Origin of the sequence: Halosimplex salinum, from assembly GCF_003730195.1 — an archaeon.
GTDB classification, from domain to species: domain Archaea; phylum Halobacteriota; class Halobacteria; order Halobacteriales; family Haloarculaceae; genus Halosimplex; species Halosimplex salinum.
The window spans coordinates 37,210-52,309 of sequence record NZ_QWGG01000010.1 but is presented as its reverse complement, the minus strand read 5'-3'; the positions used below and the strand labels follow the sequence as shown (position 1 = coordinate 52,309).

General features: G+C 68.7%; 11 protein-coding genes. All 11 read right to left on the bottom strand.

All coding sequences use genetic code 11. The annotated features are described in order from the left end of the window. On the bottom strand, nucleotides 1–1,296 hold the full coding sequence (lysA, locus tag D1409_RS20040; RefSeq protein ID WP_123538775.1) for a diaminopimelate decarboxylase: 1,296 nt from the start codon (nucleotides 1,294–1,296) through the stop codon (nucleotides 1–3). 75 nt (nucleotides 1,297–1,371) lie between these two features. After that, nucleotides 1,372–2,979: a hypothetical protein gene (locus tag D1409_RS24825; protein WP_164471807.1), complete on the bottom strand. Its 1,608-nt coding sequence runs from the start codon at nucleotides 2,977–2,979 to the stop codon at nucleotides 1,372–1,374. 203 nt (nucleotides 2,980–3,182) lie between these two features. Beyond that, on the bottom strand, nucleotides 3,183–4,001 hold the full coding sequence (locus D1409_RS20025; RefSeq protein ID WP_123538773.1) for an ABC transporter permease: 819 nt from the start codon (nucleotides 3,999–4,001) through the stop codon (nucleotides 3,183–3,185). Beyond that, the gene (locus D1409_RS20020; RefSeq protein ID WP_123538772.1) at nucleotides 3,998–4,789 is read right to left on the bottom strand and encodes an ABC transporter permease subunit; all 792 of its coding nucleotides are present in this window, start codon (nucleotides 4,787–4,789) and stop codon (nucleotides 3,998–4,000) included. Before D1409_RS20020 ends, D1409_RS20025 begins: the two co-directional genes overlap by 4 nt. Continuing rightward, on the bottom strand, nucleotides 4,786–5,697 hold the full coding sequence (locus D1409_RS20015) for an ABC transporter ATP-binding protein (protein ID WP_123538771.1): 912 nt from the start codon (nucleotides 5,695–5,697) through the stop codon (nucleotides 4,786–4,788). Before D1409_RS20015 ends, D1409_RS20020 begins: the two co-directional genes overlap by 4 nt. A gap of 86 nt (nucleotides 5,698–5,783) precedes the next feature. Further along, entirely contained in the window at nucleotides 5,784–6,581 is a 798-nt protein-coding gene (locus D1409_RS20010; RefSeq protein ID WP_123538770.1) for an Nmad3 family putative nucleotide modification protein, read from the bottom strand. Between the two features lie 12 nt (nucleotides 6,582–6,593). Beyond that, complete coding sequence (locus D1409_RS20005) at nucleotides 6,594–7,424, bottom strand: 2,3,4,5-tetrahydropyridine-2,6-dicarboxylate N-succinyltransferase (RefSeq protein ID WP_123538769.1); 831 nt, start codon at nucleotides 7,422–7,424, stop codon at nucleotides 6,594–6,596. A 60-nt stretch (nucleotides 7,425–7,484) separates the two neighbouring features. After that, nucleotides 7,485–8,249, bottom strand: coding sequence for a 4-hydroxy-tetrahydrodipicolinate reductase (gene dapB / locus D1409_RS20000; protein WP_123538768.1), 765 nt, complete (start codon nucleotides 8,247–8,249; stop codon nucleotides 7,485–7,487). Then, the gene (gene dapA, locus D1409_RS19995; RefSeq protein WP_123538767.1) at nucleotides 8,246–9,172 is read right to left on the bottom strand and encodes a 4-hydroxy-tetrahydrodipicolinate synthase; all 927 of its coding nucleotides are present in this window, start codon (nucleotides 9,170–9,172) and stop codon (nucleotides 8,246–8,248) included. Before dapA ends, dapB begins: the two co-directional genes overlap by 4 nt. Before the next feature lie 303 nt (nucleotides 9,173–9,475). Beyond that, on the bottom strand, nucleotides 9,476–10,276 hold the full coding sequence (locus D1409_RS19990; RefSeq protein WP_123538766.1) for a MarR family winged helix-turn-helix transcriptional regulator: 801 nt from the start codon (nucleotides 10,274–10,276) through the stop codon (nucleotides 9,476–9,478). 136 nt (nucleotides 10,277–10,412) lie between these two features. Then, nucleotides 10,413–14,993 (bottom strand): glutamate synthase large subunit, encoded by a 4,581-nt coding sequence (gltB, locus tag D1409_RS19985; protein WP_123538765.1) that lies wholly within the window; start codon nucleotides 14,991–14,993, stop codon nucleotides 10,413–10,415. Nucleotides 14,994–15,100 lie beyond the last annotated feature (107 nt).

The window sequence follows — 15,100 nt, the reverse complement described above, 5'->3', positions numbered from 1 at the left end:
CTATCGCGTGCCCTCCGCTCCCCGCTCGCCGTTCCGAGGCGCTCGCTCCGCTCGCGCCTCGCCTGCTTCCCGCTCCACGCGCGTCACGTCGTCCATCGACTCGCGCCGGCGGACCACTCGCGTCTCGCCGCCCTCGATGGCGACTTCGGCCGGCCGGGGCTGGGAGTGGAACTGGTTCGCGAGTTCGTAGCCGTACGCGCCAGCGTTGCCGATGGCCAGCAGGTCCTCGCGCTCCGGTCGGGGAACCGGACGGTCGGTGCAGAACACGTCGGCGCTCGTACAGCAGGGGCCACCGATCGACACCGGCTCGGCCGCTCGGTCCGGGGCCGAGACGTTCGCGATCGGGTGGTAGGAGTCGAACATCGCCGGGCGGATCAGTGTCGCCAGCGACGCGTCGACGCCGACCACCGTCGACGCCGGCGTCTCCTTGACCGTGTTGACCTCGGTCAGGATGACCTCGCTGTCGGCGACGACGTAGCGACCGGGTTCGAGTTTCACCCGTGCAGCCAGGTCACCCACGGCCTCGCGCACCCGTTCGCCCACCGTCGGCATGTCGAGCGGTTCCTCGTCCTCGTGGTAGGGCACGCCGAACCCGCCGCCGAAGTCGACGAACTCCAGGTCCTCGTCGCCCACGTCGCGGGCGAGGTCGGCCACTTTCGCGATAGCGCGGCAGTGGTCGTCGAGGTCGTCGTGGAGGACGCCGCTCCCCACGTGCGCGTGGATACCGACGAGGTCGAACCGGTCGCGGAGGTCGTCGGCGAGGTCGACAACGTCGTCGTACGGAATGCCGAACTTCGCGTCCTTGCCGGTCGCGACCTTCTCGTGGTGCCCGGTGCCGATGCCCGGGTTGATCCGGATGGCGACGCGGCCGTCGTACCCGCGGGCTTCCAGCCGGTCGAACGTGTCGCGAGCGCCACCGGTAACCGTCAGTCCGGGATGTTCGGCGCCCAGTTCCGCCGCGTAGTCGAGGTCGGCGTCCGGCGGGTTGACCGCCGTGTACTGGAGCGTGTCGGGGTCGGCGCCCGCCTCGATGGCCCGCTGGAGTTCGCCGCGAGCGGCGCACTCGATGTCCGCGCCCGCGTCGAGGAGCGTCTCCAGCACTGCCCGGCCGGTGTGGGCCTTCGCCGCGTACATGACGTGTGCGTCGGGGAACGCCGCCGAGAACCGCTCGTAGTTCTCCGCGACGCGGTCGAGGTCCACGACGTACAGCGGCGTGCCGTGCTCGCCCGCCAGCGCCGACAACTGCTCGAAGTCCCAGTCCGTCACGCGACGGACGGGAGCAGAGGAGTGACTCATTGGCGGTACTCGGGTGACGGCCGATAACAAGGGTTGCGCTTCGCCGCCTCCGCGATTTCGCCGGTGACGGCCCGGTCACTCCGATCGACGGCTCGCCGGGATCACACGACGGGACAGCGCCACGGCCAGCACCGCTACCGCGGCGGCCCAGAGTCCGAATCCGGGGCCGTCACCGCTCGTCGCGTCGGCAGTCGCGCTGGCGGTCGGCTCCCTCGAGTCGCCGACGGCCAGTCGACCGGCCTCAACCCCGTCGACCGCGACGACTCCCTCGGCGGCCGGGAACTCGACGGAGACCGTCGTCCGCTCCTCCGGGAGCACCAGGACCGTCTCGTTCGCCACGGTCCGCCCGTCGACAGTGACCTGCACGGTGTGCCGCACAGTCTGGTTCCCCCGGTTGACCAGCGTCGCCTGCACCGACGCGTCGTATCCGGTCCGCACCCAGTCGGCCAGCCCCGTCGTCTCGACGACTGCGACGTCGTCGGACGACGCGTCGACGCCCTCGCTCTCCGCGACGGGATCCGGGTCTCGTTCCGATCGGTCCGCTCCGTCGTCGGCCGCGACGACGGTGATTTCGGGTAGTTCCGTCCCGGCGACCGCGACCTCGTGGTCGCCGGGGCGGTCGAACGTCCGGTCGAAGGTGATAGTCCGCGAGTCGCCCGCTTCGACGCTGAGGCCCTTCGTCGCAACCAGTCGGCCGTCGATCCGGAGGGTGACCACTTCTGTCTCCTCGCGGTCGCCCCGGTTGGCTATCTCGGCCGCGATCACCACCGATTCTCCCGTCGAGACCGTCGAATCGAGGGCCTGTGCCTCTACGACCTCGAACGGCGATTCGGACCGCTCCGTCGCTTCCGGGGCCGGTGTCTCCGTGGAAGTGGCCTCGCCCGCATTCGTCTCGACTGCCACGGGCTCGGTCGTCTGGGTCGGCGTATCGGTCACTGCACCCGTGGGCGTCGGCGTATCGGTCTGCATCGGAGTCGCCGTCGGCGTATCGGTCTGCGCCGGGGTCGCCGTCGGCGTATCGGTCCGTGTATCCGTCGGCGACGGCGTCCGCGTCGCAGTGGGGGCGGCAGTCGGCGTCGGAGTGGGAGACTGTGTCGCGGTCGGAGTTCGCGTGGCGGTAGGTGCCGGCGACGGCGTGGCAGTCGGCGTCGGACTCGGTGTCTGAGTCGGCGTCGGACTCGGTGTCGCAGTCGGCGAGGGCGACGGCGTAGCGGTCGACGTCGCCGTGGGCGTGTCGGTCGGCGTCGCCGTGGGCGTTCGAGTCGGTACAGGAGTCACCGTCGCCGTCAGCGTCGGCGCCGGTTCCGGCGTCGTCGTCGCTTCGCTCCCGTCGTTTCCTCCTTCCCCCTCGTCTTCGTCTTCATCCTCGTCCTCTTCCTCGTCCTCCTCCTCGTCCTCGTCTTCATCCTCGTCCTCTTCTTCCTCGTCCTCGTCTTCCTCTTCGTCTTCGTCCTCTTCTTCCTCGTCCTCGTCTTCGTCCTCTTCTTCTTCGTCGTCACTGTGGTCCGTCGCGACCGAAAACGAGGGGTCGTCCGCCGACGGTGGAACTCCCTCGGCGTGACCGGTTCCGTCATCGCCGGTGCCGGTCGTCGGAACGCTCCCGGTCACGGCGGCACCGCCGGTCAGTGCGACTACCACGAGGAGCACGACTGCGACGAGAGACGGAGACGCGGCGTGGTCCATGACGGAACACGGCGCGAGCCGCCAATTGTTAATCGCCCGAAAGTCCGAGTAACGTCCGCCTGCGGACGCTCGATACCGGAGTCGTCACCTCGCCGAGTCGTGTACCGTCCGCCGACTCGACGGGCCAGAGCCCGGGACGACGAGTGTCGAGCGGGCCGTTCGCGCGACTCCGTTCCGGCGGCCGTCCGCGCACGGTCCCCGGCTTACAGATCGGCGTTCCGAAATCGTCCGTAGCCGAGCGCGAGCGGTACCAGCGTCCACGCGAGCAGTACCACGACCGCCATCCACCAGTCGACGTAGAACGGGGCGGTGTCGGTCACGTACCGACTCGCCTGTTCGACGTCGAAGCCGGCGCGGACGAGGCGGCCGTAGGACTCGCTCGGCCCGATCAGCCGGAACAACAGCGCCCAGTCGGGCATGTTGCGCAGGACGGTGAAGTCGAACCGGTGGAGGACCAACATCACCAGCGAGTGGACGCTCCCCCAGAGATTCACGGCGAGCATGTACACCCCGAAGGCGGCGAACGTGATCCGGCGGTCCGCGGTCGTGGACATCGACAGCCCGACGGCGACGCCGAGGAACGCCACGGCGTAGAGCGCGGTCACGAACAGGAACCAGGGGTACATCGCGACGCCCTCGGTGCCGTAGCGGACGGCGCCGACCACGCCCGCAGCGACGAGCGCGACGAGCGTCGGCGCGAGTAACACGACGGTCCGACCGACGAACGTCCCGGCGAGCAGGTCTCGTCGGGAGTGGGGGAACGACAGCGTGAGGAACAGGCTCCCGCTGGTCCGGTCGTCGGCGATCGACTTGTATCCCAGCAGCAGGGCGAGTATCGGCAGGACCGTGGCGACCACGTCGCTGAGGCCGCTCAGGAACGCCGGGAACTCCGACGCGCCGAGATACGAGTGACCGAACGCGTAGCCGACGGAGAGCACCGACAGCAGTATCGCCAGCAGCCAGATGGTCCTCGACCGACCGGCGTCGCTGACGTCTTTCCGCGCGAGAACGCTCCAGCTCACGACAGGTCCCTCCCGGCGAAGCGGGCGTACGCGAGCCCGATCGGCCCGACGATCCAGAGCGCGAGCAGGACCAGCGCGACCCACTCGCCGAGATACCACGCCTCACCGAGGCTCCGACTCGGGTCGACGAACCCCGCCGTCGCCCGTTCGAACACGCGACCGGGTGCGAGCGCGAAGAGGAACTCCGCGGCGGCGGGCAAGCCGTCGTCGGCGAGTCCGGCGGCGCTCAGGCCCGCCGTGAGTGCGTTCTCGAGCGTATCCCAGACGAGCACGAACAGGAAGAGGAGTGCGAACCCGAGAACGAGTGCCCGTCGCTTGGTCGCGACGGCGAGCGAGACGGCGATCCCGAGACCGCTCCACACCGCCGCGAACGCGACGGTCAGGCCGACGAAGAGCAGGAAGCGGCCCAGTTCGAGTTCGCCGAAGGGGTAGACGACCAGCGCGGCGACGAGCGTGCCGGCCAGCACGCCGGTTCGACTGACGAACGTCCCGAGCACGACGTCCGAGCGGCTCTGCGGGAGCGACAGCGTGAGCCGGATCGCCCCCGACTCCCGGTCGCTCACGACCGCGTTGTAGCCGAGCAAGACGCCGACGAACGGCACCAGCGTCGTCAACAGCCCCTGCGCGAACCCCGGGAACCGTGACGTCGTATACGGCTCCGCGCCGACGACCGGGTAGATGTATCCGAGCAGGAGAATTCCGAGGACAAGCAGGCTCAGCAGGTACTTGACGGAGCGAGCGCTCACCGTCAGCGCGCTGTCCTGCCGGGCGATGGAGCGCCAGGTCATCGCTGTCGTCCGGTGTACTCGATGAACATGTCCTCCAGCGATGCCTCCTCCGTCCGGAAGTTCACCACGTCGACGCCGGCGTCGTGCAACTCGACGAGGATGTCCATCTTCGCGTCGTTCGTACACGTCACCTCCAGAGTCGAGTCCTCGTTCGAGACCGCCGTCTCGACCCCCCGGACGGTACGGACGGTGTCGAGCACGCCGTTTTCGAGGTGATCGAGCGTGATCACGAGCTTCGTCCCGCCGCCGAGCGACTCGCGGAGCCCCTCGATGGTGTCGACGGCGACGAGTTCGCCGTCCTGGAGGATGCCGACCCTGTCACACACCGCCTCGACCTGTTCGAGGATGTGAGACGAGAAGAAGATGGTCGCGCCGCGCTCGTTCTCCTCGCGGAGGATCTGGCGCATCTCCGCGGCGCCGTTGGGGTCCAGCCCGGTGCTCGGCTCGTCGAGCAGGAGGAGGTCCGGTTCGCCGACCAGCGCCATCCCCAGCACCATCCGCTGGGCCATCCCCTTCGAGTAGTCGCTCGCCAGCCGGTCGGCGTCTTCGAGAATTCCGACCCTATCGAGGATCTCGCTGGGGTCGGCGTCGGCGCCCTTCGAGCGCATCGCGTACTCGATGTGCTGGCGTCCCGTGAGCCGGTCGAACACCGAGTACCCCTCCGGGAGGACGCCGATCCGTTCGCGGGCCACGGTGCCGTCGGCCTGGCAGTCGTGGCCGAATATCCCGACCGACCCCTCGCTGGGCTTCACGAAGTCGAGGAGGATGTTGATGAACGTCGACTTGCCGGCCCCGTTCGGACCGAGAAACCCGAACGTCTCCCCTTCCTCGACCGTGAGGTCGACGCGGTCCAGCGCCGTCTCGGTGCCGTACCGCTTCGATACCTCGTCGGCTTCGATGGCTACCATATCACTGCGTTGTAGTGACGGGGTATTAATACCGAGAGAAGAGCTTCAGGCTCAGCAACTGTTCGATCGGCCCACCGCGAGGGCGCTCAGACCGGAGATTCGCGGCGGACGAACTCGTAGAACGACTCGGCGGTCGCGTCACACCGGACGGCGGGCTTGAACCCGCCCAGGTGAGCGCCGTGCCCGCCGTCGGACTCGGGTCCAAGCGCGTCCGCGACCGCCTCGCTCATGTAGTAGTTGGGGCCGCGACGGGCGTCGCTGAGCCGTATCGCCCGATCCAGCAGTCCCCCGGGTTCACGACCGGAGACGATCGCGACCGGATGCGGTCGATCCGTGAACGCCGGGTCGTGGTAGTACAGGTCCCCGTGCGCGGCGAACCGCTTCGCGTGAGCGTTGTCGGGATGGGACGCCAGCGCCGCCCGCTTCGCCTCGTGGTCCATCCCGGGTTCGACGACGGTCGGCGGTTCCCGGACGGTGAAGTACCCGAAGAGGTACCGGTGTTTGTACGTCGATTCCGGGCCGGGGAAGCCGCCGTAGAACGCGACCACGTCGCCCGGTTCGAGGTCGCGGAGCTTCGCGACGTATCCCGGCCGGTGCTCGCCGTAGGTGAGCGCCTCGAAGTTCGGGTCGCGGTGGACGCACCGCTCGCGGACGGCCGCCGGGTCGGCGATCCAGTCGCCGTCGCTCCCGGGGCGGATCCCGTCGAGCAGGTCGGCGAGCGTCCCACCTCCCGAACGCTGGTCGAGCGTCCCGTAGGTCGCCGGCTCGGCCGTCGCGCCCTTCTCCGGGATCGGGACGTACTCGAATCGCCCGGCGGCGTCGACCGCCGGGACTGGCCTGACGTTGCCGGTGTCCGCGCCGACGCCGCAGAGGACGACTGTCAAGACTCTATCCGCTCACTCTCGCAGCGCGTCCTCGCGTTCGGTCGCTTCGAGCGTCTCTTCCTCGACGCTCGTGGCGACGACGGCGGGTTTGTACGCGCCGCCGTCGATGAGGTCGTGGTCCGACACGGAGGACTCGACGAAGCGGGTGAACGCGCGGCGCTCGGGTGGGAGGTGTCCGTACAGCACTTCCTCCTCGACGAGGTCGTAGACCGGGATGCGCGGCGTCAGGAGCGTGTTCTCGCCGACGACGGAGTTCTCGCCGACGACGAACCCGCTGGTGACGCGACAGCCGGCGCCGAGCGACACGCCGTCCTCGACGATGACCGGCGCGTCCTCGACCGGTTCGAGCACGCCGCCGATGAGCGTGTTCGCGCCGAGTTTCACGTCGTCACCGATCTGCGCGCAGGAACCGACCGTGTCACAGGAGTCGACGAGCGTCCCGTCGCCGACCTGGGCGCCGATGTTGACGAACGCCGGCGACATGAGGATGGCGTCGCTTCCCACGTAGGCACCGCGCCGGATGACGGTTCCGTCGGGCGTGTTTCGCGTCCCGCGGTCGGCGAGGTCGCCCGTCTCGCGCAGGGGGAGCACGTCGTGGTAAGTCACGTCGCCGTACTCGCGGGCCTGCGTCTCGCGCAGACCGAAGTTGAGGAGGATGCCCTGCTTGACCCACTCGTTGGCTTCCCACTCGTCGCCCTGCTTCTCGGCGGCGCGGACCTCGCCGGCTTCGAGCGCGGCGAGGAACTCCTCGAGCGTCGCCAGGTGGTCGTCGGTCGTGTCGGCGGCCGTCAGGCCATCCTGTTTTCTCGCCCAGAGGTCCTCGATATCGGCTTGCAGACTCATTGTTCCCCGATTTTCGCTCCGGCGTAATAGCACTCGTGGTCTGGAATGCGACCGGCGCGGTCAGTCCGCGTCGATCACTTCGTCGAACTCGTGCCAGCCGTCGCCCTGCTCCGCGAGCCACGCGGCGGCGTCGAGCGCACCGGCGGCGAAGACCGCGCGGTCCTCGGCGCGGTGGGAGAGCGACACCACCTCGTCGTTCCCGGCGAGGACGAGCTCGTGTTCGCCGCGGATGTCGCCCGCACGACGGGCGAACACGCCGATCTCGTCCTCCTCTCTCGGGGCGTGCCCCTCCCGACCGTAGACGGGTTCCACGTCGCGTTCGTCCTGTACCGTTTCGAGGATGGTGTTGGCCGTCCCCGAGGGCGCGTCGACCTTGTCGTTGTGGTGCGTCTCCATTAGCTCGAGGTCGTACCCGTCGAGCGCGCCGACGGCCTCCGTAATCGTGCGGAGGAGCACCTGGATCCCCCGGGAGAAGTTGGTGGCCTTGAGGACGGGAATCTCGTCGCTCGCGGCTTCCAGCGCGTCGAAGCCGTCGTCGTCGAAGCCGGTGGTGCCGACGACGAGGCCGACGTCCGCCTCGACGCAGGCGTCGACGATGCCCAGCGCCGCGTCGGGCAGCGAGAAGTCGACGACCACGTCGGGGTCGTACTCGTCGAGGGCCTCGGGAACGTCCTCGGCGCCGACGACCGGGACGCCCCCGATCTCGCCGGCGTCGCTCGCGTGGAACCCGACGACGACCTCGACGTCGTCGCGCTCGGCGGCCGTCTCGATCACCGTCCGACCCATTCGACCGGCGGCGCCGTTGACAGCGACCCTCGTCGTCATCGCTCGATCTCCGCGTACTCGTCCTCGTAGTCGAAGGTCTCCGCTTCGAGGTCGTCGAGCACCGCTTCGAGGTCGTCGCGGTACTCCTCGGACAGGCGGGTCAGCGGCGAGCGCATCCGCGCCGGACCGTAGCCGCGGATCTGCATCGCTTCCTTGACCGGGATCGGGTTCGTCTCGACGAAGAGTTCGCGGAACAGCGGCCCGAGTCGGTGGTGGATGGTGCGCGCGCGTTCGAAGTCCTCGGCGAGCGCCGCGCCGACCATCGCACACGTCCGCTCGGGTTCGACGTTGGCGGCGACGCTGATCGCACCCGTCGCGCCGACCGAGAGCATCGGGACCGTCATCCCGTCGTCGCCCGAGAGCACGTCGAGGTCCGTGTCGCGCGTCCGTTCGATGATCTCGCTGATCTGACCCATGTCACCGCTGGCGGCCTTGTAGCCCTGGATGTTCGGATGCTGGGCGAGCGTCTCGACCGTCTCGGGTTCGATGTTCTGGCCGGTTCGCGAGGGGACGTTGTAGACGATCTGGGGCAGGTCGACCTCGTCGGCGATCCGCTCGTAGTGCTCGACGAAGCCGCGCTGTTCGGGCTTGTTGTAGTACGGCGAGATGAGGAGGAGGGCGTCGGCGCCGGCCTCGGCCGAGCGCCGGGAGAGCGAGAGCGCCTCGCGGGTGTTGTTCGAGCCGGAGCCGGCGATGACAGGCACGTCGTCGACGGCGTCGATGACCGCCTCGACGACCTCGATGTGTTCGTCGTGGGTCATCGTGGCCGACTCGCCGGTCGAGCCACAGGGGACGAGCCCGTCGACGCCCGCGGCTTCGAGCCGCTGGGCGTCGCGTCGGAGTGTTTCGAAGTCGATGCTCCCCTCGTCGGCGAACGGCGTGCACATCGCGGGGTACACGCCGCGGAACTGGAACGTTGTCATTGGTCTGGGTTCGCGGTCGTCGCTGATAGCTTGCGCGGGATCGGTCGGAGGTGAACTGCGCCGAGCGGCCGGGGGTCGACCCGCGACGAGGACGCCACCCTCGCCGGGAGCCGGTTACGACCGCTTGCGTTTCGGAGAATCGGCGGACACGCTCGGCTCGGCGGCACGCGATACCCCGAGCGCGGCGTGAGTCATGTACGGAGAAGATCCAGCGAGCGACTTATTCGTTGCGGAGACGGTCGGAGCGGTCCACTCCCGGACTCGTTCGAGGCGAGCGCGCCCGTCAGTCCCGCACGAGCGCCGTCAGTCCCGCATGAGCGCCTTCAGCACCGCGAGCTCCTCGTCCTCGCTCAGCCGGTCCGACTCCATACAGGCGTGCGCGACCTTGTGAGCGAGTTCCGGCGGGAGCGGTGCACCCGACTCGGCGGCCCCGGCCGCCAGCCGGGACTCGATCGTCGCGAGCCGTTCCTCGACGTCCGCGAGCGCCTCGCCGACGCCGGCGTTCGGGGTTCCGGTGCGGACGGCTTCGGGGGCCTTCGTGTCGGGCTCGTCCGGTTCCGTCTCGGTGTCCTCCGTGGTCTCCGTCGCCTCCGGTTCGACCGTGGACTGGCTTTCCCCGCCGAAGACGGACTCGGCGAAGGCGCGGCGGTCGGACCACTCGAAGCCGGGGATCGCGTTGAGGCGGCGGCTCACGGTCGCGCGCGTCACGTCGAGCTCCTCGGCGAGGTCGCCCTGCGACGCGTCGGGGCGCTCGTACAGCGCCCGGAGAGTCCGGCGCTGTTTCTTGGAGAGCGAGACGTCGGCCAGTTCGCCGTCCGAATCGTTCGGCGCTGTCGATCCGTCGTCGGTGTCGGTCACGGATTCCGTGTCGGATTCGTCCGCGTTCGTGGCGTTCATAGGTTGATCGGTCTGGACGGAACTGTCGGTCTCGCTGGCGGGGTCGCCGTACTCGTCGAGGACGCGCTCGACGAGCGCGGGGGACGCGCCACTGACCTCGTCGGCGACGGCTTCCATCGACGCATCCGGCTCGGACGCGGCGACGTCGAGGATCCGTCGGTGGATCATCGCCCGGGGCTGGTCCCGTCTCCGGTCCGCTCGACTCATTGTCACGTCTACAGATTCTGCTCGGCTATATGCCTTCCGCTCCGGGGAAAGTCGAGAGAGAATTCGCCACACCGCTCGCGGTTTCGACGTCGGCAGGTCGTCGGGAGGGCGGAGCTACCGACGCGTCCGTGAGCCGTCAGTCGTCGGCCTGGCCGTGGGTCGCGGCGCCGGTCTCGGAGGACGGTGCGGCGGGGTCGGGCAGTTCGGTCCGCACGTCCGCGCTCGCGTCTTCCTCGACGATCTCGGCGTAGGCGTCGGGCATCACCTTCGTGAAGTTCGACAGCTCGGCGTCCCAGTCGGAGAGCAGTTCGGCCGCGCGGTCGGAGTCCGTGTACTCGACGTGGTTCTCGACGAGTCGGGTGAGCAGATCGCGGTCGAGTTCGTCGAGCGTCGGGTCGATGGTCACCATCCCCGTGTTGGCCTTCCGCGCGAACTGGCCGTCGGGGTCGTACACGTAGGCGACGCCGCCTGACATCCCGGCCGCGAAGTTCTTCCCCGTCTCGCCCAGCACGGCGATAGCGCCGCCGGTCATGTACTCACAGCCGTGGTCGCCGACGCCCTCGACGACACCCTTCACGCCGGAGTTGCGGACGGCGAAGCGCTCGCCGGCGACGCCGTTGACGTAGGCCTCGCCCTGGGTCGCTCCGTACAGCGCGACGTTGCCGATGACGACGTTGTCCGCGGCCGCGTAGTTGGCGTTCTCGGGCGTCCGAACCAGGAGTTTGCCGCCGGAGAGTCCCTTCCCGACGTAGTCGTTGGCGGTGCCGACCAGGTCCATCGTGATCCCTCCCTGGAGGAACGCGCCGAAGGACTGGCCTGCGGTCCCCTCCAGGCGACAGTCGATGGTGTCGTCCGGGAGACCGTCGCCGCCGTAGCGGGAGGACACCGCGTTCGAGAGCGTCGCGCCGACCGCGCGGTCGACGTTGTCCACCTCGGTCGAGATAGCGACCGGGTCGCCGGATTCGAGGGCGGGTTCGGCGTCTTCGATCAGGTCCCAGTCGAGCGCGTCTGCCACGTCGTGGGTCTGCTCGCGGGTCTTGTAGCGGTCGTCGTCGCCGGCGGGCTCGGCGATGACGCCGGCGAGGTTCACCTTCTTCGCCTTCGGCTGGCTCACGTCGGTCCGCTGGGCGAGCACGTCCGGGCGGCCGACCATCTCGTCGACGCTGGTGAAGCCCAGTTCGGCCATGATCTCGCGCAGTTCCTGCGCGACGAAGGTCATGTAGTTGATGACGTGCTGGGGCTCGCCCGGGAAGCGGTCGCGGAGCTTCTCGTTCTGCGTCGCGACGCCGACCGGGCAGGTGTTCTCGTGGCACTGCCGGGCCATCACGCAGCCGGAGGTGACCATCGACGCGGTGCCGAAGGCGTACCCCTCGGCGCCGAGCAGGGTGGCGACGGCCACGTCGCGGCCGGTCTTCATCCCGCCGTCGGTGGTGACCTCGATACGCGAGCGCAGGCCCGTCGCGCGGAGCATCTGGTTGGCCTCCGCGAGGCCGAGTTCCCACGGGAGCCCCGCGTTCTTGATGCTCGTCTTCGGCGACGCGCCGGTCCCGCCGTCGTGGCCCGAGATGTGGACCTTGTCCGCGTTGGCCTTCGCGACGCCGGCCGCGATGGTGCCGATGCCGTCCTCGGCGACGAGTTTGACGTTCACGTCCGCGTCTGGGTTCGAGGCCTTCAGGTCGTGGATCAGCTGTTTGAGGTCCTCGATGGAGTAGATGTCGTGGAGCGGCGGCGGCGAGATGAGGCCGACGCCCGGCGTCGCGTAGCGGATCTGGGCGATCATCTCGTTGACCTTCTTGCCGGGCAGGTGGCCGCCCTCACCGGGCTTGGAGCCCTGAGCCATCTTGATCTGGAGTTCGTCGGCCGAGGAGAGGTAGTCGCTGGTGACGCCGAAGCGGCCGGAGGCGACCTGCTTGGTCTTGCAGTTCTTCTCGGTGTCGAACCGTTCCGGCGGTTCGCCGCCTTCGCCGGTGTTGGCGTGGGCACCCAGCCGGTTCATCGCGATGGCGTTGTTCTCGTGCATCTCCGGGGAGAGGCTCCCCAGGCTCATCGCGGCCGTCTCGAAGCGCGTGACGATATCCTCGACCGGTTCGACCTCCTCGATCGGGACCGGGTCGCGGTCCGAGTCGAACTCCAGCAGCCCGCGCAGGGTCTGGAGCTGTTCGTTCTGGTCGTTGATCTCGGCGGCGAACTCCTTGTAGCGCTCGTAGTCACCCGTGCGGACGGCCTGCTGGATCGTCCCCACGGTGGAGGGGTTCCACTGGTGGTGGATCCCGCCCGAACGGTTCTCGAACTCGCCCTGCCGTTCGAGGTCGGGGTCGTCGCCCCAGGCGACCTCGTGGCGGTCGAGCAGGTCCTCCTCGATCTCCTCGAGCCCGATACCCTCGGTCCGGTTGGCGGTCCCCTCGAAGTACTCGTCGACGAAGTCCGAGGAGAGCCCGACGGCCTCGAAGATCTGGGCGCCCTGGTAGCTCTCGACGGTCGAGATACCCATCTTGGCCATCGTCTTCAGGAGGCCGTCCTCCAGCGCGTTGACGTAGGCGTCGATGGCCCGGGAGAGTTCCGCGCCGTCGGGACCGGCGACCAGGTCCTCGATGGTCTGGTAGGCGAGGTAGGGGTTGACCGCGCCCGCGCCGTAGCCGACCAGCGTCGCCACGTGGTGGACGGTGCGGGGGTCGCCCGATTCGACGACGAGGCCAACGTGGTTGCGCAGACCGTTGCGGACGAGGTGATGGTGGATGCCGCCGACCGCGAGCAGGCTCGGGATCGCGATCCGGTCCTCGCCGGCCGCGCGGTCGGAGAGGACGATGACGTCGTGTTCCGACGCGGCCGCGGAGGCCTCGTCACGGGCGCTCTCGACGGCCTCGCGCAGGTCGGCCTCGTCGGGGTCGTAGCTGATGTCCACGACCGTCGAGGACATGCCGTTCGCGTCGAGGTCGCGGATCGCGGCGGTCTGCTGGTCGGTGAGGATCGGCGAGTCGACGACCAGCTGGCGGGCGTGCTCGGGGGTCTCGTCGAGCAGGTTCCGCTGGTAGCCCAGTCGCGATTCCAGCGAGGTGACCAGTTCCTCGCGGATGTAGTCCAGCGGCGGGTTGGTCACCTGCGCGAACAGCTGCTTGAAGTAGGTGAACAGCGGCCGGTTGAACTGCGAGAGCACGCTCAGGGGCGTGTCGTCGCCCATCGACCCGACGGGGTCTTTCCCCTTCTCGGCCATCGGCTCGATGAGGTGGTCGACCTCGTCGTACGTGTAGCCGTACTGGGCCTGGTGGGCACGCAACTGGTCGAAGTCGTGCTGGGGGAGGTTGTCCGGTTCGGCGACGACGTCCGCCAGTTCGACCTGTTCCTGGTCGACCCACTCGCCGTACGTCTCGTCGGTGAGCCCCTCGAAGACTTCGTCGTCGGGGATGACTCGCCCCTCCTCGGGGTCGGCGAGGAACAGCTGTCCGGGCTGGAGGCGCCCGCGCTCCTCGATGTCGGCGGGGTCGGTGTCGAGCGCGCCCGCCTCGCTCGCCATGACGAGCGTGTTGTCGGTGAGCACGTCGTATCGGCAGGGTCGCAGGCCGTTGCGGTCGAGGACGGCGCCGACGCGGTCGCCGTCGGTCGCCGCGACCAGCGCGGGGCCGTCCCACGGTTCGACGAGCGAGGCGTGGTAGTCGTACCAGTCGCGGCGCTGGCCGCTCACGTCGTTGGCCTCGCCGCGCCACGCCTCGGGGATCAGCATTCGGAGCGCGTGGGGGAGGTCGCGCCCTTCCAGCATCAGCAGTTCCAGCGCGTTGTCGACACTCGCCGTGTCGGACTGCTCGGGGTCGTCGATGATCGGCTTGAGTTTGTCCGTGTTCGACGGCTCGCCGCCCGCCCCCGAGGTCTGTCGCGCCTCGCCGTCCTCGAACGCGTCCGATTCGAGGTCAGTCTCCCGCGCGCGCATCCAGTTGATGTTGCCCTGGATGGTGTTGAACTCGCCGTTGTGGATGATGCCGCGGTAGGGATGCGCCAGGTGCCACGCGCCGAGCGTGTTCGTCGAGAAGCGAGCGTGGACCATCGCGAAGGTGGTGTCGACGCGCTCGTCGGTCAGGTCGGGGTAGTAGTCGGCGACCTGCTCGCCTTTGAGCAGTCCCTTGTAGACGACCGTGTCGGTGGCCAGCGAGACGACGTAGAAGCGCTCGTGGCCCGCGGGTTCGGTCTCGTCGACGTGATTTTCGAGGACGCGACGGCCGACGTACAGCCGTCGGTCGAACGCGTCGCCGGTCAGCCCGTCGGCCGACTCGACGAACACCTGGACCATCTCCGGCTCGGAGTCGAGCGCCGTCTGCCCGAGATTCGCGTTGTTGGTCGGGACGGTCCGCCAGGCGACCACGTCCAGTCCTTCCTCGGCGAACTGCGCCTCGACGACGTCTTTCAGTTCGTCCCGGGCAGCCGCGTCGTCCTTCGGGAGAAAGAGCGACCCGACGGCGTACTCGCCGGGTGTGAGGTCGGCGTCGACCTCGTCTGCGAAGAAGTCGTGGGGCGTCTGGATCATGACGCCGGCGCCGTCGCCGGTCGACTCCTCGGCGCCCGTCGTGCCGCGGTGTTCGAGATTCTCCAGCAGTTCCAGTCCGTCGGAGAGGACCCAGTGCCCACCGTCGCCGTCGAGGTCCATTACGACCCCGACGCCGCAGTTAGACCGCTCGTCGGCCGAATCTGCCAGCCGACGGTCCTCGTCGTCGCGAGAGAACGCACTCATGTGCCTCGTAGCTTCCGGACACCCCGATAAAACGCTTGGCCTGATAGACTATATGGGGATTATACCCAATCTTAGGTGTATTAATTTCCTTCGATTGACCCACTTAA